Raw genomic sequence first — 26,278 nt, forward strand, 5'->3', positions numbered from 1 at the left:
CTTTAATCGCTTCCTCAAATCGTATGCAGAATTTTGACGAATAATAACAGCGATGGTAAATATTGCCCCCTCATGTAGGGGGCCTTTTTTTGCCTGGCTTTCACATAACAAATCTTGTCGAGTTAAACTAAACTGTTGAGTAATATTTTGGAGTATTAGTGGTCTCACCCGCCCATTCGGTACCAAATTATTTAAAATTCGATCATATTTTGGTTGATTGGCCTTAACAGGAGCCTCGACATGCAGATCGCTATAGCAATAAGAATACACACTTACCTGATTTTGCTATTTGCTGCCATGGGGTGTTTCGCCAAGGACGATACCCGTTCCGAACGGGTACAGTTCCAACCTGGCACCAACAATGCGGTTATTGAATCTTCTATCACAGGCTATGAGACAGTAGATTACCTGTTAGGGGCGCAGGCCGGTCAGATAATGAATGTCAGCCTCGCCACACAACATAGCGCGACCTACTTTAATATTCTCGCTCCTGGCGAAAATGAAACTGCCATGTTCAATGGCTCTATCAATGGAAATCAATTCGAAGGCACCCTGCCCTCAAGCGGTGACTACAAAATTCGAGTCTATATGATGCGCTCAGCTGCGCGCCGCAACGAAGTCGCTCAATACCGGTTAGAGGTGATCATTGATGGCGAAGGAGCCAAAGAGTGATTTGTCCCCTGCACCTTGTTAACACTGGCACATGACCATTCAACTTTCAGCCATCTCGAACCTTTGGCTTTATCTCTTTTCTTCCAACATTTAAGCCACCTTCACCCCAAATCATCTCTATGTTTATTGTTAGGTAGTTACATCTCGGAGTCCGTTCTCTATGCGCTGGCTAGTCATCATTACTCTTTTCTTCTCACTGTTTTCCTTTGCCGAGGAAGCCGAACAAGTACCTGAACCCAAGCCAGATGAATTTGCTCAGATAGAGCAAATGGAAGTGGAAATGGCGGAGCTCTATAAAGACTCACAGGGTAAAACCGGCACTGCTAAAAATATCATCGATATGCAGATGCTGAAGAAAAATGAGGATATCCGTGCAGAACTGCAGAAACTCATCAGCAAGCGTACAGAGGAAAACACACCAAGAGTCATTGGGTTTGTGCATGATCAAATCGAATACCTCACCCTGGCCATTGACTTTTTAGCCGATCAAATCACCAAGCTACAAACTGATTTAGACAGTGCCGATCAAGAGCAAAAGCTTATCATCCAAAAAACGCTCCATGAAACAACCGCTTTCTATCATACGATTCTCAAAGAGCAGTGGGTGAACTTTGGCTGGTTGGAATTGCTCGATAAACCTGATGATGAAAAAAAGAAAAGTTTGATCAAAGACGTCGTTCAAAGACTAGACTTCCTTTCTGCCAAGCTTTCATTCGATAACCAACAAGAAAGCATGTTAGCAGGCCAAATCAAGTCTGCTACCGAGGAGGAAAAAGCCTCCTTGCAACTGCAATATATCCTTGCCCAGCGACAAGTTGTCGGTGATATCGAAGGACTGCAGTTTATCGTCGACCTTGCCAGCAAAATGGGGATCGACACCACTGGCTACACCAAACAACTATTCGTCGTATCGGGCAACCTCACCAATGAAATCCTCAATATCAAAGTACTCTGGTCATTGCTCTCAGATGGCCTGAAGGACTTCCGTGACTGGCTGGTACAAAACACCCCAGCAGCCCTGTTCAAGCTCTTCATCTTTCTCGTTATTATATTTATCTTCAAGATTTTCAAGAATATCACCCGACGTATTGTCACCCGTGCGGTCTCCTCACCTACCTTGCGCATGTCACAGCTGATGAAAGACTTCTTCATCTCAATCAGTGGCAATACCATCTTGTGCATCGGTATATTGATTGCCCTGTCGCAAATTGGGCTTAACTTAGCACCTGTCCTAACCGGTTTCGGGGTTGCGGGTGTGATCATTGGCTTTGCTCTACAAGACACCCTATCTAACTTTGCTTCCGGTATGATGTTGCTGATCTACCGTCCATTTGATGTCGACGATTTTGTCGAAGCCGGCGGTACCTCGGGAAAGGTCAGCCATATGAGCTTGGTCAGCACCACGATCAAGACCTTTGATAATCAAATCTTGATCGTGCCCAACAGTAAGATTTGGGGAGACACCATCAAAAATATCACCCATGAAAGGGTACGTCGGGTCGATATGGTGTTTGGCATTGGCTATGGTGATGACATTGAAAAAACCGAAAAGGTCTTGGAGGCCATTTTGGCGGATCACTCGATGGTGCTTCGCTCACCTGAACCAACCATCAAACTTCATGTCCTCAATTCATCCTCCGTTGATTTTATTGTTCGCCCCTGGGTCAAAACCGAGGATTATTGGGATGTTTATTGGGATGTCACCCGAGAAGTGAAAATGCGCTTTGACCGTGAAGGTATTTCTATCCCATTCCCGCAACAAGATGTCCATTTACATATGATAAATAAGGAAGACATACCCAAGTAACGTCAAACTGCAAGATTCAGAGCCTCATCAGTGGCGAATATACTTGGGTATAGATAAAATGACGTAGGCTTAACATTTTTTCTTTTTGTCTCGATTAAACTACTCTTTGTTCTGGGTAAAACCAAATCGAACCTGAATTTTGCAGTGTAAGTGAGTTTTAGATATTCCTTCACACCAAAATCTGATATATATTGTAAAATAACATAAAAAACAACGTACAATTAATTACCCAACCCTAAGTATTCAGGGTAGTAATACTTTATTGGGTAATTATCACGACTTCTGGGAATTTATAATGATGAAGAAACGTATTCTTGCTGCATTGGCCGTACCTGTCATTCTGGCCGCTTGTGCATCTAACACTGAAAGCGAGCCAACGACCGCTATGCTCACCAATACTGACCTTGCTTCTTTCAACTGGGTACTTAACAAAGTTGACGGGAACGCTCTTGAGATCACAGAACCGTTCCAAGCACCAAACCTACAACTCTCTGCAGATCTAGCTGCCAATGGCCATGCCGGCTGTAATCGTTACTTCGGCCAAGCCGAACTTAACGAAAATAAACTGCGCATTGAGAAAATGGGGATGACCATGATGGCATGTCCTGAGCCAGCGATGGAACTAGAGCGCGTAATGAGCGCGACCCTTATGGATTGGAGTGCAGCGACTATCGCAGGCAACCAACTAACTCTGACTGGTGCTGAACACACGCTAACCTTTACGCGTACAGAAGCGAATTAAGACCTCTTACTGAGTATAATACTCCTGCTTTTTGCGGGAGTATTTATGCCCCCAGATGCAGGGGGGTATATATCAATATCCTTAATTCACAAAACTTTCATGTTTTGTCAGATAAGTTATCTCTAGCCAATATCCCCTTCCTTGATTGTGACCAACTCGACACTTTTTACTATTTTTTCAATTGGTTATATATTTTTAATACTGAGCCTAAAAATATATAACATGTTATATACCAGCTCTTATTGATAGATTTTTAAATTAAAGTTTTGTAAATCATGCCATTCGCGTTTTTTTATCATCTAAGCTTACTATGTCCAAGTCAATTGGGCATATACAACTCGGTAAACATTTCACTTTTGCTAAGGTAGGCTGCCATGAAAAATATCGCATTAATTATTGTAGGGCTATTTGTTGCCAATTCAGCTGTCGCTTACGAGCTCCAAGGCCGCAATGACAACAGTGAAGTATCACCACAAAAAGTAATATATCAACCATCCAATTTTGTCCCAGCAAGTAATGAATTACAGGGACAAAACGATAGAACGCATTTCCCTAAGTTAAAAACCAAATATACCAAATCAGAGTACAAACCTAGCTTTGATGACATTAAAGGGCGTTCTTAATAGCTAAAAAGTCCTGGAGTTAACCCTCCAGGGCTTTACACTTATCAAATATCACGAGTTGGCATTATTTCTACACTACTTTCGCTTTATACTGCTCACGTAGTGTTTTCGCCGCTTCAACCATGTTCGTCAGGGCTGCCTCTGTTTCTTCCCAACTTCTTGTTTTTAGTCCGCAATCAGGGTTGATCCATAACCTTTCAGCCGGAATTTGCGCTTCAGCCTTTTCGACCAAATCAATAACCTGTTCAACTGTTGGGATATTCGGTGAGTGGATATCATATACACCCGGACCGATCTCATTGGGATAGTCAAATTCTTCAAAAGCTTTAAGCAACTCCATATCAGAACGAGATGTCTCAATGGTGATCACATCAGCATCCAGCGCAGCCACGGATTCAATCATATCGTTGAACTCGCTATAGCACATATGGGTATGAATCTGTGTTTTGGGCTCGGCACTGGCCGCTGATATCTTGAACGCTTTCACCGCCCAATCTAAGTACGCTTGCCATTGGCTGGCTTTGATCGGCATCCCCTCGCGAATGGCTGGCTCATCAATCTGGATGATCTTAATTCCCTTGTCTTGCAAATCTTCCACTTCATCCCGTAATGCCAGTGCTATCTGATTGGCGATGACTTCACGGCTAAGATCTTCACGTGGGAACGTCCACCCCAAAATCGTCACAGGACCGGTAAGCATCCCCTTCACAGGCTTGTCCGTTAACGACTGGGCATATTGCGCCCAAGCAACCGTCATTGGTGCCGAGCGATAAATATCAGAGACAATAACGGCAGGTTTTACGCACCGCGAACCATAACTCTGCACCCAGCCAAAGCGGGTAGCAGCAAAGCCTTCAAGCAGCTCTGCAAAATATTCTACCATGTCATTACGTTCTGCTTCGCCATGCACCAATACGTCAAGGTCTAGCTTGTTCTGGCGCTCAATCGCATCACCTATATGGCCCTTCATCGCCGCGATATAATCTTGTTCATTCAGGCGACCAGCTTTGAAATCTCGGCGCTGGGCTCTGATTTCATTGGTTTGCGGAAATGAGCCAATGGTTGTTGTCGGCAGCAAAGGTAATCCCAAAGATTGACGCTGCTGACGGGCACGCTCTTCATAAGGCTGCTTTCGCTCTGCCAATGCATCCGTGATTGTTGCGCTGCGTTGACGCACCTGTTCATTATTTACCAAAGAGCTGGTTGCGCGGGCTTTGATCGGAGCACTGTAGTGGGCACACTCTTCAATGGCGATTTCGTTGCCATCAATAGCTTGGGCCAACAGGGTTAGTTCACGACACTTTTGCTTGGCAAAGGCTAACCACTGTCGTATTTCTGGGTCCACATCCGTTTCTAAGTCCAAGTCCATTGGACTGTGAAGAAGTGAACACGACGAGGCTAACCACAGTCGCTCTCCTAGTTTCGCTTTGACAGGTTTAAGGCACTCCAACAGCGCGCTCAGATCAGCACGCCATACATTACGCCCATTGACGACACCTGCGGATAGCACCCAATGCTCAGGTAAACGATCTACCACTTCATCCAGCTGCTCAGGAGCCGCTGAGATGTCCACATGCAAACCATCAACTTTGAGTTTGGTGATGGTATCCAGTTGATGAGTAATATTGTCAAAATACGCGGTCAGTAACAGCTTAGGTGCACCATGCAGTACTTGGTAAGCAATGTTGAATGCGTCAGCCCACTCTGTTGGTAGCTCTAATGCTAGGGACGGCTCATCAATTTGTACCCACTCAACGCCTAGTGCCGCTAATTTATTAAGGATTTGCTGATAAGCCGCCAGTAGTCTTGGCAGTAAAGACAGCCTATCGAAATCCGATTCTTTTTCCTTGCCAAGCCATAAGTAAGAGATCGGCCCCAACAGCACAGGTTTCACCTTGTGGCCTGCTTTTTTTGCCTCGGCGATTTCCTCAAACAGTTGCGGCCAGCTAACAGTGAATTCATCATCGGCGCTAAATTCCGGCACAATGTAGTGATAGTTAGTGTTAAACCACTTGGTCATATCGGATGCTGCACACGCACACCCTGTTGGTGCTTTACCTCTAGCGACACGAAACAAGGTATCTAGGTCAGGGAAACCGTTACGGTGACGCTTGGGTAAATGACCCAGCAACATACTGGTGCCCAATACATGATCGTACCAAGCAAAATCACCGACAGTGACGACATCCAGCCCCGCTCCTGATTGCTCTCCCCAATGGCGGTGGCGCAGCAAACTCCCCACTTCCTTCAGTTCAGCTTGTGAAATTTCACCTCGCCAGTATTTTTCTTGGGCAAACTTCAGCTCACGCTGGCTGCCAATACGCGGGTAACCCAAAATATGTGTTGTTGTTTTTACCGTCATTGCTGTTCCGTCCCTGCATTCTTTGTCGTTGTTGTCATCACAATGACCTAGCCTCTGAGCATGAGCAATTTCTTATCACTAATGTTTATCTTGAATAAAATTCATATGACAAGCTATGCTTAAAACCCTATTTAGACGTCTAGATGTTTACACCGCCATGTTTTACAGATACAGTAAAACCAGCATGTTAAGGAAAGCATGGCCACAAAATGGTAGAGGAAAAGATTTGATTGAGATTAAGCACTTAAGAACACTCACTGTATTACGGGATACCGGTTCACTGACAGCAACCGCCAACACGTTGTGCCTAACGCAATCAGCCCTGTCTCACCAGCTGAAAGATTTGGAGCAACGGCTGGGCAGCCAGCTTTTCCTGCGCAAAACCCGCCCGGTAAAATTCACTGCAGAGGGTGATATTTTACTACGGCTAGCCGATGACCTCTTCCCTCGCCTTGCCCAGGCTGAGCATGAACTTGCCAGCCTCAAAGAAGATACCAATGGCCGACTCCATATGGCTATCGAATGTCACTCATGCTTCCAATGGCTAATGCCAGCATTGAAAGAATACCAACATCATTGGCCTAATGTGACATTGGATTTTTCATCCGGCTTTGGCTTCGAGCCTTTACCTGCACTCGGTGCTGGTGAGCTGGATCTCGTCATTACTTCAGACATCCAAGCTCGCAGTGAAATTCACTTCGAACCTCTGTTTGATTTTGAAATGCGCTTGATCGTTGCCCCTCAATCTCCATTGGCATCTAAAGACATTATCTCCCCAGAAGATTTAGCCCATGAAACCATGCTCAGCTATCCCGTTCAGCGAAACAGGCTGGATGTCGTGAAGCATTTCATGCAACCCGCTGGTGTAGAGCCCGCCAATTGGAAGCAAGCAGACAATACTCTCATGCTGATCCAAATGGTGTCAGCGGGCTTAGGTGTTGCAGCACTACCTAACTGGGCGGTATTTGATTTTGCTCGTCAAGGACTTATTGTCAGCAAACCATTAGGTGATGGTCTTTGGCGACGTTTGTTTGCAGCAATAAGGGCTCAAGAGCGTGAAAGGCATTATTTATCGGCGTTTTTTGCGACAGCAAAACAGCAGTGCCAAACTCACTTAGAAGGGATCAAGGCTGCATAAAAGGCCATTTACGCCAAAAATGCAGCCGGTAAGATAATCAGAAGGGATTATTATTACTTGAATTGATTATTGATAGGATCGTAGTGATAACCTAACGATTCCATTTTTTGGTTCAGCTCATTGAAGTCGAGTTCATATCGGCTGACCAACTCTTCGACCGTCGAACACTCAAGGCGTAATCGCTCATTCACGATACCGAGAACGATGTTGCCATCCATGTTCAAAAGGTTACTAATCTCCATACTGCCTGCCCCTCGGTAAGTATTTACTCATGAATAAGCATAGACAGAATGAGGCGGAAAGAAAAAGCGCCGCCTCACATTTCGATAATAGTGTCGCAGCTTAAATCAATGCCACCTGCATGTTGACAGACAGAACTAAAATTCCCGCCGCAATCACTAACTGCCAACGATTGACAGTTTTTCCTGTCAATAAGTGCATTGACCACACCAATAGGCCTGCAACCAGCAAGACCAGTGACGCCACAATGTTGGTTGTTAGCAAGGCCAATTGGCTTTCATCGAACTGGTAAGCAAGCCATAACAGACAAAGCACGCTCACCATCGCGCTGACAAAACCAGCAAAAGGCAACAGCCGGTGGAAAGCCTGAAGACGCGTTCTAGCTTGGGTGAGGAGAAGGTGCGCGAGTAATGAGCCAAACAGCGCAACACTTACCAAGCTCATCACTGCCACGGGCAATGTCAGGGTAAGTAGCATTGAAAACCATACGAAGAAAGCCAGGACATTAGCCACATAGAAAACGTTTAGGGGGCCTGCATCACGTGTTTTGCCCGTCTTGACCTTAAGAGTGAAATACCCCAAAGCCGCTAGTGGTAAAAACGCATATGGCTGGAATAGTGCAACCACCAACCACCCTACAAGCAATACAGGTAGGGTTTTATGTACCCTTCCCCGCTGCCCCGGACAAATATCTCCCTTGGTGAGTACCAGTGTTAACACCAGCTGGGCGCCGAGCAAAGCTGGGATCAGATAAATTAAAGCTGTGTTCATAGGATAATCTTGATAAGGCAAAACAAAGTGCGGGGATGATAGCAATTACCCGGTTCGATACCAACAATGAAAAAACCAAAGTCACTAAGCGGCTTTTTTATGTCACTGGATTTGTTAGCTCGACTAGGCACAATCGCCTTATTTTTTGGATCAACATCACTGAATAGCAAGTGCCACCATGGCATAATGACAACTTATAGCAACCAAGAATCGATAGCGGTTTAGATCTGTGACTAACGGGAATTAGCAAGGGCAAACGCTATTATGATGTCTTCATTGCACTCACTACTGAAAAAGCTCAAGCTTTACATCCCTGATCTTTGGAGCGCCAGCGCCCATTCCACCAGTTTTAAAAATACCCGCAGTGGCTACCTTCGCAGTCGAATCACTATGCTGTCTTCAGTATGGGGGGGCTTGGTGATCTTATGGTTACCATTTGACTTATTGTTTCTAGATCAAACGTATACTCTCCCAATCGCCTGCGCCCGACTGCTATTAGGCGGATTGCTTCTCTCCCTTGCATGGCAGAACCATCGGCATACTACCCTTCAGCGTGCTCAATGGTATATGGGCTTAATGGTTGCCAGTATTAATCTGTTCTACCTGTATACCTCTTGGGTTCTTAATTTCCCAACGGTATATAGCGGCTTTATCTATGGCTATACCCTGTTGCCTATTATCCATGTCGCTATTTTGACCATTCTTCCTGTCACGCTGAAAGAAAGCCTTGGTATGCTGGCTGTTACTGCTCTGACACAGCTTTTAGTCGATTATCTGGCAGGCCGTCTGATGAGCCCAGAGAATATTGCCAGTTATTGGCTACAAAACGTCTTGGCACTGATGGTCATTTGGTCTCAATTGTCAAAGCTGCACATGCTTATGCGACTTTACCGCCAAGCCACGCTAGATCCCCTTACCGGTATCTATAACCGAAGGATGCTATTGCAGCTCGCCGATAAACACTTGGTCGCCTGTGTACAAAAAAGACAACCTTTCTCAGTGATGTTGTTCGATATTGACCGCTTCAAGCGGATTAACGATGCCTGGGGACACGGAGTTGGCGATAAGGTATTGAAGGAATTTGCCAACTTCATGCAAGAGCGTATTCGCAAAACTGACCTTTTCGGTCGTTTCGGCGGCGAAGAGTTTATTCTTTTTTTACCCAACTGTACTGCTAGCGATACCGAACATATTGCTGAACGAATGCTATCGCGCATTCGCGCCTTGGAAGTAGCGACCGGTATTGATAACACCGCCATCTCATTTACCACCAGCATTGGGATAGCCAACTATAGTGACAGTGACTCACTATCATCACTCATCGAACGGGCCGACAGAGCGCTCTATGACTGCAAAGACGCAGGTCGAGACTGCTTCCGTTTCCATCCTATCGACTACCTTCCCAACCTCAGCGAAAGGCGAAAAGCCATCGCCTAGCTAATCGGTCCCCAAAAACGGGATATATATCCGCTTTCGTTTATCCACATCTTCACTGATTTACGGCCTATCCAGCACTGCAAGTGACTTCCTTTCTGTAAAGGTGTTCCTTTTTTAATCAAACAACCACATTTGAGCGCATTCGAATGCGCGAACGCTCATAATTGTGTAGCCGATCAAGTATTACCCTTATAAAAAGTGGCATATTACAAGGTATAAAGTAGAAGGAATTTCCCATTTCCTGATCCACGGACCAAAACAATAAGCGAAAACGAACATGAATAGTTGGTTTGAAACAGATGTTGTGATCATTGGCGGCGGCGCAACCGGTACTGGTATTATGCGTGACTGTGCCTTGCGCGGAATCCCATGCATCCTCGTTGAAAAAGATGATCTTGCATCAGGGACAACAGGAAGAAACCATGGCCTCCTCCACTCCGGTGCAAGGTATGCCGTTACCGATCAGGAATCGGCCAAAGAGTGTATACAGGAAAACCGTATCCTGAAAAACATTGCCCGCCATTGTGTAGAAGACACTCAAGGGCTGTTTATCTCTCTGCCAGATGATGATCTCGATTTTCAAAAAACCTTTATTTCATCTTGTCAGACAGCAGACATCGATGTTGAACAACTGTCCCCCAAAGACGCACTTCGTCTTGAACCAAACTGCAACCCTGCAATGATTGGAGCCGTGAAAGTCCCTGATGGCACCTTAGATCCATTCCGTCTATCGGCTTCAAATGTCTTGGACGCTGTCGAGCATGGTGCTCGCTTATTTAATCACACGCATGTCACCGGATTGATCAGAGACGGAGCGACAGTTCGTGGGGTGTATTGCCTGGATATGAAAACCGGGAAGTCATTCGAAATCCGCGCCAAGCAAGTGATTAATGCAGCGGGTATTTGGGGACAGCAAATTTGTGAATATGGCGATCTATCCATCAAGATGTTCCCAGCCAAAGGATCACTATTGATCCTTGATTATCGGATTAACAACTTGGTGATCAACCGCTGTCGTAAGCCTTCCGATGCCGATATTCTTGTTCCCGGCGATACCATTTCACTGATCGGCACCACATCCGAGCGGATCGATTACGACAAGATTGATGATCTTCATGTTAGCAGCAAAGAAATCGATATCTTGTTGGAAGAAGGCACCAAGCTGGCGCCTATCATGGCTAATACACGTGTATTACGTGCCTACGCCGGTGTCAGACCCTTGGTTGCGGTCGATGGCGATACCAGCGGTCGAAATATTAGCCGCGGTATCGTACTACTTGATCACGCCGAGCGTGACGGCCTAGACGGCTTTGTCACGATTACCGGCGGCAAGCTGATGACCTACCGAATGATGGCCGAGTGGACGACTGACCTAGTCGCGAAAAAACTGGGCAATACCGCACCGTGTATTACTCACGAAAAGCCATTACCTGGTTCCGAGCAGACAAAACCGAAAAAACAGGCGACAGCCAGTCTTGCCAAGCCCGTTTACCAATCCGCTTTCTATCGCCATGGCGAACGAGCAGAGAAGTTCCTCGGTAACGACAAGAAAAGCCAAGCGGTGATCTGTGAGTGTGAAATGGTGACCTGTGGCGAAGTGGAATATGCCATTAAAGATCTGGACGTCCATAACCTCGTCGATCTTCGTCGCCGCACCCGTATTGGTATGGGTCCTTGCCAAGGTGAACTTTGTTCCTACCGCGCAGCAGGGCTGTTCTCTGAATTTGGTAAAACCTCAGGCACGGAAGCGAGCCATTTACTGGAAGAGTTTCTTGAAGAACGCTGGAAAGGGATCAAGCCCGTTTTCTGGGGCGATGCGTTACGTGAAGGCGAATTCACCTATTGGATCTACGAAGGACTTTTCGGCGTCAGCGATCTCCCTGAGCAACAAGCAAAAAACACCGAACTCCCACTCCAAACAAGCGGACAAGCTGTACCGACAACGACTCACTCAAAGCCTGCTGACGAGGTAACACAATGAAATTTGATAGTATTATCATCGGCGGCGGTGTCGCAGGCCTGAGCTGCGCGATTCGCTGTGCTGAAGCGGGAATGAAAACCGCAGTGATTGCAGCCGGACAAAGCGCCCTGCACTTCTCTTCAGGCTCAGTGGATGTTCTCAGTCGCTTACCAAATGGTGAGCAGGTTAGCGCACCGTTCTCATCATTTAACGACCTAAAAGATCAGTGCCCTTCACACCCATACAGCAAGCTGGGTGAACTGCAATGTCGCGAAGCTATCAACTGGTATCAGGATGTAATGGCTAGCTGTGGGGTTTACTTAACCGCACAAGCAGATGAAAAGAACCATTACCGAGTCACCCCAATGGGGACCTTTCGTTCTACATGGCTATCACAACAAACCGTACACCAATTCCCGCAAGACAGATTAGCTGAAGGGTTCACAGAGATCGCCTTGGTCACCGTTGATGGCTTCCGTGATTTCCAGCCTCAACTGGCTGCGGATAACTTGTCAAAGCTCAGCGCTTTCGAAGGGGTCAACATCAAAACAGCGGCCGTCGAACTGCCTGATTTTGACAACATGCAGCGCAATCCATGTGAATTCCGCTCAATCGATATTTCACGGGTTCTGCGTGATGAAACCAAACTGCACGCCTTTGCCAAATCCATGATACAGCAGGTAGGCAAAGCCGACCTCGTCGTACTGCCAGCCGTCTTTGGCAATGGCGACGGTGCAGCAACCATTAAACTGCTTGAAGGTCTCACCGGTTTCAAAATTTGTGAACTGCCAACCATGCCGCCGTCACTGCTGGGGATCCGCCTTGAAGAGGCGATGAAGTCTCACTACAAACGTTTAGGTGGGTTGATACTGGCAGGCGATGAAGCACTCAACGGCGAATTCGACAATCAGCGCTTGGTGAAGATATTTACCCGCAACCATGAAGATATCCCATTGATTGCAGATCATTACCTGCTTGCAAGCGGCAGTTTCTTCAGCAAGGGTTTATCTGCTCAGCGTCATGAAGTCCACGAGCCCATTTTTGGCTTGGACATGGCCGGCAGTACCCATCGTGATCATTGGTATCAACCACAGTTTTTCACCCCGCAAAGCCATCCGTTCATGAAAATGGGGATTGACTGTAATAACCAACTGAACCCGTCAATCAACAATAAGGTGATCAACAACCTGTATTGCGCCGGTGCCATTTTGGCCCATTATGATCCGGTACAGGAAGGTTCGGGCTCAGGTGTAGCCATTTCAACCGGCTACTATGTCGCCCAACAGATGATCAACGCACATCAGCACCAACAACAACACCCAAAAGATACACAGCCAAAACAAGAAAGGACTACCGCATGAGCCTTCTTCAAAAAGACACCAGTTTCGACCAATGCATCAAATGCACAGTCTGTACTGTCTATTGCCCGGTTGCCAAGGCTAATCCAGAATATCCAGGCCCTAAACAATGTGGGCCTGACGGTGAACGCCTGCGGATCAAAAGCCCTGACTTTTATGATGAAACACTAAAGCTATGTACTAACTGTAAGCGTTGTGAAACAGCCTGTCCGTCGGGCGTTAAAATCGGTGATATGATTGCCGTTGCCCGTGATGAACACGCCAAGTTGCCGATGAATATCAAAACCATCCGTGACTTTGTACTCAGCCATACCGACTTGATGGGCTCGGCCGCCACGCCATTTGCACCGATCGTCAATACCATTACTGGGCTAAAACCGGTTAAGAAGATCATGCACAAGACCATTGGGGTGCACGATCACAAGAGCTTGCCAAAATATTCTCACGGCACGTTCCGCCGCTGGTACAAACAAAATTGCACCAGCCAGGCTCTATACCCTAAACAAGTACATTATTTCCACGGTTGCTTTGTCAATTACAACCACCCGCAGTTGGGTAAAGACTTTGTTAGCGTGATGAATGCGATGAGTATCGGTGTACAACTGATGGACAAGGAGAAATGCTGCGGCGTTCCTCTTATCGCTAATGGCTTTTTCGACAAAGCAAAAAAGAATGCCAAGCTGAACATTCAGAACTTTTCCGCGGCAGTCGAAAAGCATGACGCCCCAATTCTCTCCACGTCATCGACTTGCTCTTTCACCCTAAAGGAAGAGTATCCAAACGTATTGAAAGTCGATAATAGCAAGGTAGCGAATAAAATTGAGTACGTTACCCGCTTCTTGCTAAAAGAGTTCATGAACGGGCGTGCACCGAAGATGAAGCCAATCAATAAGAAAGTGGTCTACCACACTCCATGCCACCTAGAAAAAACCGGCGGTAGTTTGTACACCATCGAATTGCTGAAAATGATCCCAGGCCTTGAGGTTGAAGTGCTTGACAGTCAGTGCTGTGGTCTAGCTGGAACCTATGGCTTCAAAACCGAAAACTATGACACATCTATGGCCATAGGCAGTAATTTGTTCAATCAAATCAAACGTTCTAAAGCCGACTTTGCTATTACGGACTGTGAAACCTGTAAATGGCAGATTGAAGAAAATACCAGTCTAGAGACCATTCACCCAGTATCACTATTGGCCATGGCCTTAGCATAAGAATAAGCGTCAACATAACCCTCGGTCCCGAAATTTGCCTGTTCCCCACAGTTAACGCAATTTTCGGGATTTTTTCATTTCTGATCCTATAGTTATAGACAGCAAAGCAGACTTGTATGTCTGCTTTTACTGACAGGCCTCGGTAGTTATTGGCAATAACAGGGAGAGTGAAATGCAGCCCCATTTGTTCAGGACGATTAAAGCTAAGCTCTATCTCACCAGCCTATTCTTGATTAGTGCAATGGTGGCGTTTGGTATTTTTGAAAGTCTTTCATTTATGAAGTTGGATAACCTCCAGCTTGCTGCCCAAGAAACGGCTCATAGCAATACCGACCTACTCACCTTGCGTCGTCATGAAAAGGACTTCCTTACCCGTCTTGATGCTGACTATGTTGAAAAATTCAATCACAAGCAAATTGAGCTAAACGCACGGTTAAAAAAAATAAAAGAAACATTAGCCCAGTATAGCGACGCCAACAACGCTGAATTTGAGCAAGTAATGGTATCGCTTAACAGCTACGCTAACCAATTCAACATCATTGCCGATCAAACGATTCTGTTAGGCCTAACCCCTTCGGAAGGCTTACGAGGCAACATCCGCTCAGCCGCTAACGATACCGAAGAGTTACTTCTCACCAGCAACGACGAAAAACTCTACCGGTTATTACTGACCCTGCGCCGAAATGAAAAAGATTTCCTGATCACCAAAGATCTCAACCATGTAGCAGCCTTTAACAACAATCTAGATTCCTTTTTATCAACGTTAACCACTAGCGAACTGACCTCATCACAACAACGAGCGTTGAGGCGAAGCTTGACTATTTATCAAATGATGTTTGATGAACTTGTCCAAGGCTATACTGACATTGGGCTTAAATACTCTGATGGGTTATATGGCAAGCTCAGAGTCAATGTGCAGCTTGTTGAAAGCCAGATCAACCAATTAGAACAATCGATCACCCACAGCATTGATACCATGCAGTCACAGGAAAAAACTATTCTACTTATTGGTGGTGGTGCGATAACCCTGATCATGACGCTGGTTCTGTTTGTGATAAGCCGCACCATCAGCCATCGTCTAAAAGCGGTCAACGACATGATGCAGGACATCGCAGAGGGGAACGGCGATTTAACCGTGAGGATGAATGACCAAGGTGATGATGAACTGGCACAATTGAGCCGTTCATTTGATCTTTTCACCAGCAAGCTCCAAGCCATCATCAATAATATTGCCGATATTTCCCAGCAGCTATCTCGAGCCGCCAATGAGTCAAAATCTGCAGCCTCGGGCAGCCTGGCCAATGCAGAGCAGCAGCAAGGTGAATCAGCCAATGTTGCAACATCCGTCAATGAATTGCTGGCTACCAGTAGTGAAATAGCCAGTAATATCAACGACACTGCCACCGCGGCACGTAACGGGCAGGATAATGCGGTAAGAAGTTTGGAAATCAGCCAGCAAGCCGCTGTGTCTATCGATACACTAGCCAATGAAATAAAGACAGCCCAAAACCACATTTTGACCCTTCAGACTCAAAGCCAAAATATCAACAAAGTGACATCGGTAATCAGAGATATTACCGATCAAACCAACCTACTCGCCCTCAACGCCGCGATTGAAGCAGCTCGAGCAGGCGAACAAGGCCGCGGATTTGCCGTCGTCGCTGACGAGGTCCGTCAGCTGGCACAGCGTACCCATAGTTCGACACAAGAAATCGAGCAAACTATCGAGCACTTACTCGAAACAGTTAGCCAAAGCGTGTCTGCTATGCAACACAGCCAAACATTGGCAAGCGATACTGTGGCGCACACCAAGCAGGCAAAAGAATCCGCAGATTTAATTGTGGCGGCTATTACCGATATTTCAGACAGAAGCCTGCAGATTGCCTCAGCATCCGAGCAACAAGCGGCGGTGTCGGCAGAAATCGATCAAAACATCCACCGGATTGCTGAGCTGGCAACCCATACCGCAGCGGCAGTCAGCCAAACCAGCACTAGCAGCCAAGACGTTGCCAATATGGCCGACCAACTCGATACCGTGGTCAGTCAGTTCAAATACAAGTGATATCTTCGTATACCCATGTAACGTCAAGGTGCTTGGGGATATCTATCGAAGCGTTGTAAAAATTAGCGGGGTTCAGATGGCAAAGCAGTGGCTGAACTCCCTATTATTCTGGCGTATAGCCGGTAGCACAGCCCCCCCATCACTATATATAAGACAGAGCCCCCAGCTATAACCCCGGTCCAACCGAAATACTGCCAGCAGCCAATCAAATAGAAACCGCCTAGACTCCCGCCAGCGTAGTAGTGCACCAAATACAAAGCCGTTGCTGTCGCCTTCGCCGTTGTGGCCCTTTGGCTGACCCAGCCATAAGCCAAGGAATGCGTAAAAAAAGAGCCAGAACTGATCAGTAACAACCCTAGTACCATAGCGTAAACAGACTCGTACCATGCGACCCACATCCCCATCGCACTGATACACGTACCCAGTACCATGCCAAGGACTGCCGAAAAACGCTGGGTCCAGCGCCCACTCAATTTTGCTGATATCGTACCGCTGAGGTAACACAGGAATATCATCGATGCCCAACTGACCGGGACAAAATACGGTTCAGCGACTAACCGGAACCCCATAACAGAATACAGATTAACGAATAACGCAAAGTTCACACCACCAATCATCATCGCTTGCCACAACTCTGGTGTACGAAGGTGAACCAATACGCTGTAGCTTTGTTGCCGCAACTGCCCTTTTGCTGGCTTGAAATTTCGTTGCTCAGGTAAAAGAAAATAGATAGCAATGGCAACCACAAGGCTGAAAATCGCCATGCAAATAACCGCACCTTGCCAGCCATAACGCTCGGATAGAAAGCCGCCGGAGATCCTACCAACAATACCGCCCAACGAATTGGCACTGATATAGCCGCCCACCGCCAGCATTAATGCCCTCGATGTAAACTCCTCGGCCATATAAGCCACGGCCACGGCAGCAAACCCTGCCAGCGCAGCCCCCATCAATGCCCGGCTCAAGCTGAGCATGAGCAAGCTCTCTGCAGTCAGCATCAGAAAACCAATGATTGGCAATAAAGTCAGGCTGATTAACATCACCGGTCGTCGACCAATGCGTTCAGACCACACCGCCCAAGGAACAAGGGTGACTGCCAGCGCCAAGGTAGCCGCAGCCACCAGCCAATTCACTTTGGTGGCTGAAACGGCGAAATTCTCTGCCATTAAAGGCAGCATTGGCTGGAATAAGTACAAATTGCAGAAAATCAGAAAAGAGCCTAAACACAAGGCGAAACTGGCTCTTCGATACTCGGTCGTTTGAATGTCTATCATGTCGGTTATCAGCAAAGAAATCTGATCCAACCGTAGCAATTCAATAGGAATAGTGAAAATATATTAAAACTATAGAAGCTATAAAGGAATGATATAGCATATGGATATTCGCCAACTCAATTACTTCGTTACGTTGGCCGAGACGGCCAATTTTACCCGGGCAGCAGCTAAGCTTCATATTGCCCAACCGGCGCTGAGCATCGCCATTAAAAAGTTTGAAGATCAGCTCGGTATCGTCCTGTTCGATCGCAACGAGCGCCGTGTCTCCCTCACGCCGGAAGGCGAAGTATTACTGCGTCATGCGCGCTTGATCTTACAAAGTGTCCACGACGCTACTATTGCGATGGAAGAATTGAAAGGGCTAACCAAAGGGGAAGTCAAACTCGGAGTGCCAAGCTCGCTGGGATCGTACTATTTACCTGATATTTTGATGGGCTTTAAAAGCCAATACCCTGAACTCAAATTGACCATTGTCGAAGCAGGTACTGAGACCATCCGGCAAATGCTGCTGGAAAAAGAACTCGACTTAGGCATTATCCACTGCGATCACATACCCGACAGGCTCGCTACAGAGCACCTACTCACCACCCACATGGTCGCTGCCGTTCACCCAGAAAATGACTTAGCCACTCTCGATGTAATCGACTTCAAGACATTCTTTGAACAGGACCTTGTGATGTTCAAGCCGGGCTATTTTCACCGCGAATACATCGATAGGATTTGCCAGGAAAATAGCTTCGAGCCCAACATCGCTTTCGAAACTAACTTGCTGCCAATGATCTTAAAGATTGTCCGCAATGATTTTGCGGTTACGGCATTGCTGGATATGGTTACAGAAAATGAGTCCGGTTTAGTTCCTATCCCATTCGAACAGCCTGTGATTTTGAATATTGCCATTGCATGGCGAAAAGACGGTTATTTATCCGTCGCCGATAAAGCCTTCATGGAGTATGTAAAAAACAATCGCTAAATGTAATTAAATTTACATTCTGTAACACGGTAAATCAGTTATTAACAAGCATAAGCAATACATTCTCTGTGTTTAAGCAAAGGCGCTTAAAAGACAAGCACAATATAATCATTAACCTCATTCAAACAATTGATACCGAGCAGCTTTTCATGTTTGTAGCGCAATATTAACACATTACTTTAAATTCTGTTTCAGATCATAAACTGCTCCAATTATTGTCGTTCCTCCACCACTTTTTAGGTAAATTTAGTGCAAATAATGTGTAAGTAAATTTAATCAATTGACACATTATTTCTTAATTTTGTGGTTTAAGAGGATTTTTTCCATGTTGGAGCTATTGATTGGCTTGGCAGTTACGGTTGCTGTTGGCTATTTCATTATTAAAGGATACAAACCTGCGGGCGTTCTACTAACAGCAGGTTTACTGTTGCTGCTCATTACCGGCGTTTTGGGATATAACGTACTGCCTGAGAAGATTCAGGCTACCGGTAACTTCGTCACCGATTCATTAGAGTATGTAAAATACATGCTGCAGTACCGTGGTGGCGGCCTAGGTATGCAGATCATGCTGCTTTGTGGCTTTGCGTCCTACATGACGCACATTGGCGCCAACAACGTGGTGGTAAAACAATTCTCTAAACCACTTTCTGTGATTAAATCACCTTATATCCTACTCGTAGCGGCTTACATCGTTGCTTGTTTGATGTCGCTGGCTGTAAGTTCAGCAACAGGTCTGGGTGTACTATTGATGGCCACCCTATTCCCAATGATGACCGCTATGGGTATCTCCCGTCCTGCAGCGGTTGCTATCTGTGCATCGCCAGCGGCGATCATTCTGTCGCCAACATCGGGTGACGTAATTGTTGCAGCAGAAAAATCAGGTCTACCACTGCACGTATTTGCGGTTGAAACTGTACTTCCTGTATCTATCTGCGCCATTATCGTCATGGCAGCTGCGGCGTTCTTCTGGAACAAGTACTTGGATAAGAAAGAAAATATCGTCATGGAAAAAGTCGATATTTCTGAAATCGAAGTCAAAGCGCCAGCTTACTACGCTATCTTGCCATTCCTACCAATCATTGGCGTATTTGCTTTCAACGGTGAAACGATTCCAGGCTTAACACTGGATATCTACACCATCGTAGTCATGTCCATCTTTATCGGCGCTATTGTTGATTTCGTCACTAAGCGCTTCAAAGGTAAAGAAACACTGGAAGATCTAGAAGCGTGCTACCAAGGTATGGCTGACGCATTCAAAGGCGTTGTAATGCTTCTTGTTGCGGCAGGTGTATTTGCACAGGGCCTAATGTCTATTGGTGCCATCGACAACCTTATCGGCCTTGCTGAAGCAGCCGGTGCCGGCGGCTTCGCGCTAATGTTGCTACTGACTGGCCTGACGGTTGCGGCTGCTATTGCAACGGGTTCTGGTAACGCACCGTTCTACGCATTTGTTGAACTAGCGCCAGCACTAGCGGGCAAAATGGGCCTAAGCCCTGCTTTCCTTATTATCCCGATGCTACAAGCGTCTAACCTAGGTCGTACGATTTCTCCGGTATCAGGCGTAATCGTTGCAACATCTGGTATGGGTAATGTAAGCCCATTCGAAGTAGTTAAACGTACTTCAGTACCTGTCCTATTTGGCTTACTGACTGTTATTATCGGTACCGTTGTGTTGGTCCCAATGTATAGCTAATTTAGAACACTTTGTATGATCAAATAAAATCCCGGTATGGCGAACGTCATGCCGGGATTTTTCATTATCAGTTGCATAGATAAAGCGAATGTAAACACCGAGCTCATCACCCCATTTTATCCAGCCTAAAAATGCGTAGTATACTTGTAATTATTTGCTTAAGATCTGGCCGTTATTGACAGAAAACTAACGGTAGGCCCTCGCTTTTGCTCTATATTGGTTAGAGCCTGATGACCTTTTGATTCACTACAATTACTCAAAAATATGCAAAATAACCAGCAACCTAGCTCGCCCTATATCTCGTTGCAGACGTTGGAAGTCTCTGTCAATGAGCTAACGATCAAGCACTCTCAAACCGGTGCGCTCAACAAGCTCCGCATCAAGGAAATGGATCTACTTAAAATCCTTTGCCAGAACTACCCTGAAGTCACCCTGCGGAAAGAATTGGCAGAAACGATCTGGGCGGGAACTTACGCCTCTGACTTCACGATCAACCAGACAGTTAACGGCCTTAGATCGAAATTGTTTGATTTGGGTAAAGCCTACATTGTGACAGTACCGAAACGAGGATATAAATTAACAATCGAACCTGAATATCACGACGCAGAGCCTAACTCTTCAGGTATTCAAGATTCTCCGGCTGATACACCTCTCTCTGGACAACCTACAATTTCATCCGTTGATACATCAGCAGATGAAAACTCGAGCCAAGCAATACCAAATAGTGATGCACAACAAAACGAAAACTCGTTCGCTCACCTCAAGTCTATCCGCTTTTACCTGTCTGCTTTGTGTATCAGCTTGATCATTGTGGCCATGTTGCATTGGTTACTTCCTACCGATACGGCATATACCATGGGTGACACAACTGTTCTGTTCATCCCTGATGACAATGAAATCGAAATACTTGAAGATGTAGTTGAGCAAAATACCTTCCAATATATCGACAAGGTAAAAGAAACACTCTATGGCTGTGACGAGAATCTAGTATGTTCAAAAATAAAACAGTAATCATTCATTTCTTCATTACTATACTGATTCTTTCTGCTGCCTTGATCACAGCAAAAGAAAGGTTACAGCCAACATTCAATCAGCATGAAGGGATGTGGTATACAACGACAGAGAATGGCTTGCGCTTCTACGTTGAATTAAACGGTAACCAGATGAATGTATACGGACAGGACAGCCAAGATCAGAAATTTGAGGTCAAGTACCTTAGCCACTACCAAAAAGACATCGACGGTCGAATTGTGATCCGTCAAATTGATGCCAATGCTGATGATTCGATATTAAAAGACAATCTTGATAAAAACACCAACGTCGTTAGTTCGGTACGTTTGATCTCCGGAGAAAACAGATTGCTCACTAGCTTTTATAATGGATACGAACTCAAATTATATAAACTGAAACCGGTTCAATAGTATGCCTCCAACCTGTAGAGCTACACGATTGCGTAGCTCTACAGCTATCAATATCGCTTAATCCAGTACTTCTTCAACAAACTCTTCGCGCCGCTCCTCCTTTCTCTCTTCACGGCGTTCTTCTTGTCGATCATCACGCCTGTCTTCGCGGCGTTCTTCACGACGTTCTTCCCTGCGTTCCTCTACACGCTCTTCATGCCAATCTTCTAAGTCGGCCACCACTATAGGAGAAAAGCTCAATGATGCCATTAGGCCGCCAAAAACTAACAATTTTCTCATGGAATAGTTCTCCAACAATTTCTCGATATCTTTCAAGGTATGGTTCGTTGGAAAACAGTGTGCAGTTTTTAGCGGAGGGAAAGATAATTCAAAATTTATATTTTATATCAATCATATAATTGATATTTAACATGATATAAAAAATAAGGAGGCCTAAGCCTCCTTATTCTGTAATGCGGAAAACGTTTCTCTTAGGTAATACCCATCGCCAGTTCCATTGCTCTGTAAATCAACCCCTTCAACTAAATGGATGACTACAGTTGAATGCAACACGATCATTGTGATGGCATTCAAGGTCATTTGTTTCCATTTTAAAAAAGTTGATTCCTGGATACGTCCAGTCTTGACCAAGTAAATCAAGACTACCCATTTGAGTAACGAAAAAATCGTGTACATAGTATCCTAAATTATTACGCTTTAACCCATTCAGGTTATCAATGAAAGCAAGCATCTGCAACCACGTTAACGGCTGTAATTTTTCTAACATTTTAGCTTTCAATGAGTTACTGAGAATAACTCATGACTAGCAATGTGACAAATATCTCACAAGGCGTCATGGATCACATTTGTCAAAGCGGCAATCGCTGGCAACGGTGTACTTCTAATCCAAGTACTTGATACCGGCTGTTAAGTATATATCGATACAAACAGCCGCCCTTTTAAAAGAGCGGCTGTCATCATTGAAACAGCGAAAACTATTGGCAGGCAACAATGTCTAATGTGTAACTCTCATCTTTACTGCTCGGATGAAGATAGCGTAAATAACAGCTATTATTTTTCAGCGTCGGAACTCGAGTAGTATCACTGTAATCAAGGTTTACTGTATCCGTAATAATTAATGCACCATCGCCATCAAATTTCGTGATACCCCAGTCTTTTTCCTGCTCATAGTCTCTATTGATACCATCAACCAAGGTGGTAATCGTGTAAAAGTTTGACTCAGGGTAACCATATCTAAAAATGCAACGATCACGTTTATTTTCGTTTAACTCACACCCAGTAATCGGGATCGATTCCCCTACATACTTGCCAGTATCATTTTCTGCTGAGTTTAGGTTTGTAATATGGGCTCTACTTTCTAGCCCTGCCATCGCCATTTTGCCATAACCAATCTCTAGCCCAGACTCCACAGCGCCTTTTAGCCCTTCTAACGCAGAGTTACGGGCATCGACTTGCAAGTTTAAGAAACGAGGGGCAGCTGTGACGGCGAGAATACCGAGGATGACGATCACGACCACTAACTCTATCAATGTAAATCCATTTTTTTTCATTATAAAACCCATTGAGTATTAACTCTAATGGCGTCAATTTAATGGCGAACACTCAATGAGTCAATGTCCTTATCACTTTAATGAGCATATTTTTATTTGAATTTAGCATACAACCAAATTTTATTAGATACCGCACAGCCATTTCATTATTGAGCCGGTTGAAATATATCCGCCACTTATGACTAAATATTCACGCTTAACTTGTACATATTTTATCCATCATTTGAATTCTACTCCTCCAAATGACTCTTCCTAGGTAATTGATGAATTAACCAATATCCGACACTCATACTCAGTACAACAGCAGCAATGCCATATAGATAAGCAACTTCCATTTCTTCAACATCAATAATAATCACCTTCCTTGCGATTGCCATTAAAGCTGTTGCCATGACAATTTTCACATGAATAACATTCTCCCGGAGATAAATAGTGATATTAATGAATATTTCGATTGCAATTAATACGGCCATGAAAGCGCCAAATGTAGCCAACATGTCAGAGATAGTTAAAATATACCGAGGTGGACTAACAAGCCGCTGGTACAATATCCATGCAACATCTAATACCCCCATTACAATGACGAAAACCATAATCAGAGAAAGAGTTCTTACTGACCAATGAATGACAACTTGTAACTTTGCCGATAGAGTGTCATTGCTATCAATTTTCATCACTACCTCCTAGTTGATCATTTATCACCCCAACACTGGCGATTTAAAGTCATCCGGTTTGAGTGTAATAACTGAACAATTTATTTCGTTAAGCAGTGACTCTGCCGTATTACCCATAAAAAAACCAGCAACACCCGTACGAGATAAAGACCCCAACACAACTAAATCAATGCCTTCATTATTTACAAATTTTGGCAGTATATGCCGAGTTTCCCCTTCGAGTACTTTAATTGAAGTCCCAATCGGCGTGTTTTCATATGGCATAAGCAACGATCTCAATCTATCTAATCTCTCCTCTCGCATCTTTTTAGACAGTAGTGCGATATCCAGATCATCATAAGCACTCCATTTCCTTAAAAACCCTTCAGAATCAAGGCGCCATGCATGGCAAAGCGTTAGTGATGCGCCTGTGACAGAACAAACCTCCACTGCCAAGGCAAGGATCTGCTCATTAAAGTCATGGTAGTCTTGGTTTGAGATGTCTAATGCGGCAACAATATTTCTAATTGGTCGAACATCAGTACTCATAGACCAAATTGGTATCTCAGACTTACGCATAATATGTAAGGTTGTACTACCTCGCTGACAAACCTTTTGCTTCTCCTCTCTATGCGTATCGAGGAACACCATGGTTGCATGACTATCTTTAGCTTCTTTAATGATTTCAATAAACGGTATCCCAATTCGGATTTTCGTTTTGAACTTAATATTTGAATACTCTTTCTTCAGCGATTGGACCCACTCTTTAAGCAGCCCATGGTATATTTTGGTTGCTTTATCAAGAACATCCAAGGTCGTACATGAGTATCGAGATATCTCCTTCAATTCAGCTAAGTCTTCTATCACCGTAAGAAGAGTCACTTGTGCCGATATGTTATTAGCAAACTTAAATGCTTGATGAAATGACTCATCAATTTTTTGTTCAGGTGCGATTGGGATAAGTAACTGATTTAAAATCATATTGCCTCCGTAATAGCAGGAACAAAGACTGTACTCTTGCTTGGAGACAAATATGCAGGATTAAATGTATAAAGTATAATTAATAATAAACATGGCTATCATAGGTTTTTATCTATATATGACACAAAACTTACGGTCTCGAATTAACAATATTAGAAACTTACGTGTTTTTTTAGCCGTGTACGAATTAGGCTCGATCACCATCGCTGCTCAGTCATTGAATTTGACCCAGCCGACGGTGTCTATTCAACTGCGTCAACTCACCGAGTTAATCGGCATGCCTCTTTATCATGTCATTGGTAAAAAGATAGTTTTCACCCAAGCTGCTGATATATTAGCTAAATATTGCAACGAACTATTTGAGACTATCGACAGGTTAGAAATCGATTTAGCCGATATCAATGAAATAAAAGCCGGGACATTAAAAGTCGCTGTCGTTACCTCGGCAAAATATTTCATTCCACACTTACTCGGTAGTTTTTGCCGCACATACCCATTGGTCGATATCGTTTTAAAAGTGGGTAACAGGCAATCTATTCTGCAGCGATATCACCAAGGGTTGGATGACATCTACTTATTTAGCCATTTAGAACCGCAAATGGAAACACATTCTATCCAGTTTCTGCCAAATCGCCTCTACCCCATCGCCCCCAAAGATCATCCACTTGCTAGCCAATCGGACATAGAGCCCAAAGAGCTACTGAACTACCCTTGGCTATCGAGAGAGCCAGGCTCAGGTACACGCTATGCCATAGATGCCCATTTCGCAAAAAGAAACCTCCCGTTCAAACCAAAGTTGGTCATTGAGAGCAACGAAGCGATTAAACACTGTGTAATCGCGGGTATGGGGGTAGCTATATTGTCTGAATATGCTTTGGAGGACGAACCCAGTTCACAGCTAGTCAGGCTAGCAATTGCTGACTTCCCAATTGTCACCAATTGGCACATAGTAAAAGCCCCCTTAAAACACCAGACACCACTTAGTGAAGCCTTCATCCACCATGCGACCCAAAAAGCAACACTCGGTGAAAGCCTAAACAGCCCCTCTCCGTTAGATAACATCCGATAACCCAACCTCCTTTCTCCCTATAAAGCCAGGCTACAACTGCTGATTATGCAAAAAAGATGTAATACACAGCGAACGTGGTAAACTGCTTTCCTTTTATACGCCCTATACTACTCTCTAGCGCTGGATATGACTCCGGCGCTGTTTAGTTGGTATAAATAAAAGATACAAATGATCAAAAAGGTTGGTCATCTGTATGCCCAGCAATGCCTAATTTTGAGGAAGAGTTGTAAATAGCCTGGCTAAATATGCATACAATTTATTTATGTATAATAAAGATAAAGTAC

General features: G+C 44.9%; 23 protein-coding genes. 15 read left to right on the forward strand and 8 right to left on the reverse strand.

Going from position 1 to position 26,278, the window contains the following annotated elements; all coding sequences use genetic code 11:
- The first annotated feature begins 240 nt into the window (after positions 1–240).
- The 4 genes from ACVA58_RS00720 (at position 241) to ACVA58_RS00735 (ending at position 3,844) form a co-directional block, all read left to right on the forward strand.
- On the forward strand, positions 241–672 hold the full coding sequence (locus ACVA58_RS00720; RefSeq protein WP_446508558.1) for a hypothetical protein: 432 nt from the start codon (positions 241–243) through the stop codon (positions 670–672).
- A gap of 160 nt (positions 673–832) precedes the next feature.
- A complete protein-coding gene (locus ACVA58_RS00725) occupies positions 833–2,479 on the forward strand; it encodes a mechanosensitive ion channel domain-containing protein (protein WP_446508559.1) in 1,647 nt (548 codons plus the stop codon).
- A 295-nt stretch (positions 2,480–2,774) separates the two neighbouring features.
- Positions 2,775–3,221, forward strand: coding sequence for an META domain-containing protein (locus tag ACVA58_RS00730; RefSeq protein ID WP_446508560.1), 447 nt, complete (start codon positions 2,775–2,777; stop codon positions 3,219–3,221).
- A 374-nt stretch (positions 3,222–3,595) separates the two neighbouring features.
- Complete coding sequence (locus ACVA58_RS00735) at positions 3,596–3,844, forward strand: hypothetical protein (RefSeq protein ID WP_446508561.1); 249 nt, start codon at positions 3,596–3,598, stop codon at positions 3,842–3,844.
- A gap of 70 nt (positions 3,845–3,914) precedes the next feature.
- Here ACVA58_RS00735 and metE read toward each other — a convergent pair whose 3' ends face one another.
- Positions 3,915–6,206: a 5-methyltetrahydropteroyltriglutamate--homocysteine S-methyltransferase gene (metE, locus tag ACVA58_RS00740; RefSeq protein ID WP_446508562.1), complete on the reverse strand. Its 2,292-nt coding sequence runs from the start codon at positions 6,204–6,206 to the stop codon at positions 3,915–3,917.
- Positions 6,207–6,432: 226 nt separating this feature from the next.
- Between metE and metR the strand changes: the two genes are divergently transcribed.
- The gene (gene metR / locus ACVA58_RS00745; RefSeq protein WP_446508563.1) at positions 6,433–7,344 is read left to right on the forward strand and encodes an HTH-type transcriptional regulator MetR; all 912 of its coding nucleotides are present in this window, start codon (positions 6,433–6,435) and stop codon (positions 7,342–7,344) included.
- A 53-nt stretch (positions 7,345–7,397) separates the two neighbouring features.
- On the opposite strand, the gene ACVA58_RS00750 is transcribed toward metR, so the two are convergent.
- Together ACVA58_RS00750 and ACVA58_RS00755 are read right to left on the reverse strand one after the other, a co-directional pair.
- Positions 7,398–7,586: a DUF4250 domain-containing protein gene (locus tag ACVA58_RS00750; RefSeq protein ID WP_446508564.1), complete on the reverse strand. Its 189-nt coding sequence runs from the start codon at positions 7,584–7,586 to the stop codon at positions 7,398–7,400.
- A gap of 100 nt (positions 7,587–7,686) precedes the next feature.
- Positions 7,687–8,355: a hypothetical protein gene (locus tag ACVA58_RS00755; RefSeq protein WP_446508565.1), complete on the reverse strand. Its 669-nt coding sequence runs from the start codon at positions 8,353–8,355 to the stop codon at positions 7,687–7,689.
- Between the two features lie 264 nt (positions 8,356–8,619).
- On the opposite strand from ACVA58_RS00755, the gene ACVA58_RS00760 reads away from it, so the two are divergent.
- From ACVA58_RS00760 to ACVA58_RS00780, 5 genes are all read left to right on the forward strand, one after another.
- Positions 8,620–9,792, forward strand: coding sequence for a GGDEF domain-containing protein (locus ACVA58_RS00760; RefSeq protein WP_446508566.1), 1,173 nt, complete (start codon positions 8,620–8,622; stop codon positions 9,790–9,792).
- A 277-nt stretch (positions 9,793–10,069) separates the two neighbouring features.
- Entirely contained in the window at positions 10,070–11,773 is a 1,704-nt protein-coding gene (gene glpA / locus ACVA58_RS00765; RefSeq protein ID WP_446508567.1) for an anaerobic glycerol-3-phosphate dehydrogenase subunit A, read from the forward strand.
- Positions 11,770–13,113 carry a glycerol-3-phosphate dehydrogenase subunit GlpB gene (glpB, locus tag ACVA58_RS00770; protein ID WP_446508568.1) on the forward strand — a complete coding sequence of 448 codons (1,344 nt, stop codon included), beginning with the start codon at positions 11,770–11,772 and terminating at the stop codon, positions 13,111–13,113. Before glpA ends, glpB begins: the two co-directional genes overlap by 4 nt.
- The gene (glpC, locus tag ACVA58_RS00775) at positions 13,110–14,321 is read left to right on the forward strand and encodes an anaerobic glycerol-3-phosphate dehydrogenase subunit GlpC (RefSeq protein ID WP_446508569.1); all 1,212 of its coding nucleotides are present in this window, start codon (positions 13,110–13,112) and stop codon (positions 14,319–14,321) included. The genes glpB and glpC overlap by 4 nt, the downstream gene beginning before the upstream one ends.
- Positions 14,322–14,493: 172 nt before the next feature.
- Positions 14,494–16,383, forward strand: coding sequence for a methyl-accepting chemotaxis protein (locus tag ACVA58_RS00780; RefSeq protein ID WP_446508570.1), 1,890 nt, complete (start codon positions 14,494–14,496; stop codon positions 16,381–16,383).
- Between the two features lie 62 nt (positions 16,384–16,445).
- On the opposite strand, the gene ACVA58_RS00785 is transcribed toward ACVA58_RS00780, so the two are convergent.
- Positions 16,446–17,657 carry an MFS transporter gene (locus ACVA58_RS00785; RefSeq protein WP_446508571.1) on the reverse strand — a complete coding sequence of 404 codons (1,212 nt, stop codon included), beginning with the start codon at positions 17,655–17,657 and terminating at the stop codon, positions 16,446–16,448.
- Positions 17,658–17,757: 100 nt separating this feature from the next.
- Between ACVA58_RS00785 and ACVA58_RS00790 the strand changes: the two genes are divergently transcribed.
- From ACVA58_RS00790 to ACVA58_RS00805, 4 genes are all read left to right on the forward strand, one after another.
- Positions 17,758–18,627 (forward strand): LysR family transcriptional regulator, encoded by an 870-nt coding sequence (locus ACVA58_RS00790; protein ID WP_446508572.1) that lies wholly within the window; start codon positions 17,758–17,760, stop codon positions 18,625–18,627.
- A gap of 325 nt (positions 18,628–18,952) precedes the next feature.
- On the forward strand, positions 18,953–20,320 hold the full coding sequence (gene dcuC, locus ACVA58_RS00795) for an anaerobic C4-dicarboxylate transporter DcuC (RefSeq protein WP_446508573.1): 1,368 nt from the start codon (positions 18,953–18,955) through the stop codon (positions 20,318–20,320).
- A 264-nt stretch (positions 20,321–20,584) separates the two neighbouring features.
- Positions 20,585–21,331 (forward strand): winged helix-turn-helix domain-containing protein, encoded by a 747-nt coding sequence (locus ACVA58_RS00800; protein ID WP_446508574.1) that lies wholly within the window; start codon positions 20,585–20,587, stop codon positions 21,329–21,331.
- A complete protein-coding gene (locus ACVA58_RS00805) occupies positions 21,310–21,741 on the forward strand; it encodes a hypothetical protein (protein ID WP_446508575.1) in 432 nt (143 codons plus the stop codon). Before ACVA58_RS00800 ends, ACVA58_RS00805 begins: the two co-directional genes overlap by 22 nt.
- 57 nt (positions 21,742–21,798) lie before the next feature.
- On the opposite strand, the gene ACVA58_RS00810 is transcribed toward ACVA58_RS00805, so the two are convergent.
- The 4 genes from ACVA58_RS00810 to ACVA58_RS00825 all read right to left on the reverse strand — a co-directional run bounded on the left by ACVA58_RS00810 (position 21,799) and on the right by ACVA58_RS00825 (position 24,925).
- On the reverse strand, positions 21,799–22,020 hold the full coding sequence (locus tag ACVA58_RS00810) for a hypothetical protein (protein WP_446508576.1): 222 nt from the start codon (positions 22,018–22,020) through the stop codon (positions 21,799–21,801).
- A 695-nt stretch (positions 22,021–22,715) separates the two neighbouring features.
- Entirely contained in the window at positions 22,716–23,291 is a 576-nt protein-coding gene (locus ACVA58_RS00815) for a type II secretion system protein (RefSeq protein WP_446508577.1), read from the reverse strand.
- A gap of 230 nt (positions 23,292–23,521) precedes the next feature.
- Entirely contained in the window at positions 23,522–23,965 is a 444-nt protein-coding gene (locus ACVA58_RS00820; protein ID WP_446508578.1) for a phosphate-starvation-inducible PsiE family protein, read from the reverse strand.
- Positions 23,966–23,989: 24 nt separating this feature from the next.
- A complete protein-coding gene (locus ACVA58_RS00825) occupies positions 23,990–24,925 on the reverse strand; it encodes a universal stress protein (RefSeq protein ID WP_446508579.1) in 936 nt (311 codons plus the stop codon).
- 118 nt (positions 24,926–25,043) lie between these two features.
- Between ACVA58_RS00825 and ACVA58_RS00830 the strand changes: the two genes are divergently transcribed.
- Positions 25,044–25,994: a LysR family transcriptional regulator gene (locus ACVA58_RS00830; protein WP_446508580.1), complete on the forward strand. Its 951-nt coding sequence runs from the start codon at positions 25,044–25,046 to the stop codon at positions 25,992–25,994.
- The last annotated feature ends 284 nt before the right edge of the window (positions 25,995–26,278 follow it).

This window comes from Photobacterium sp. DNB22_13_2, from assembly GCF_052873915.1.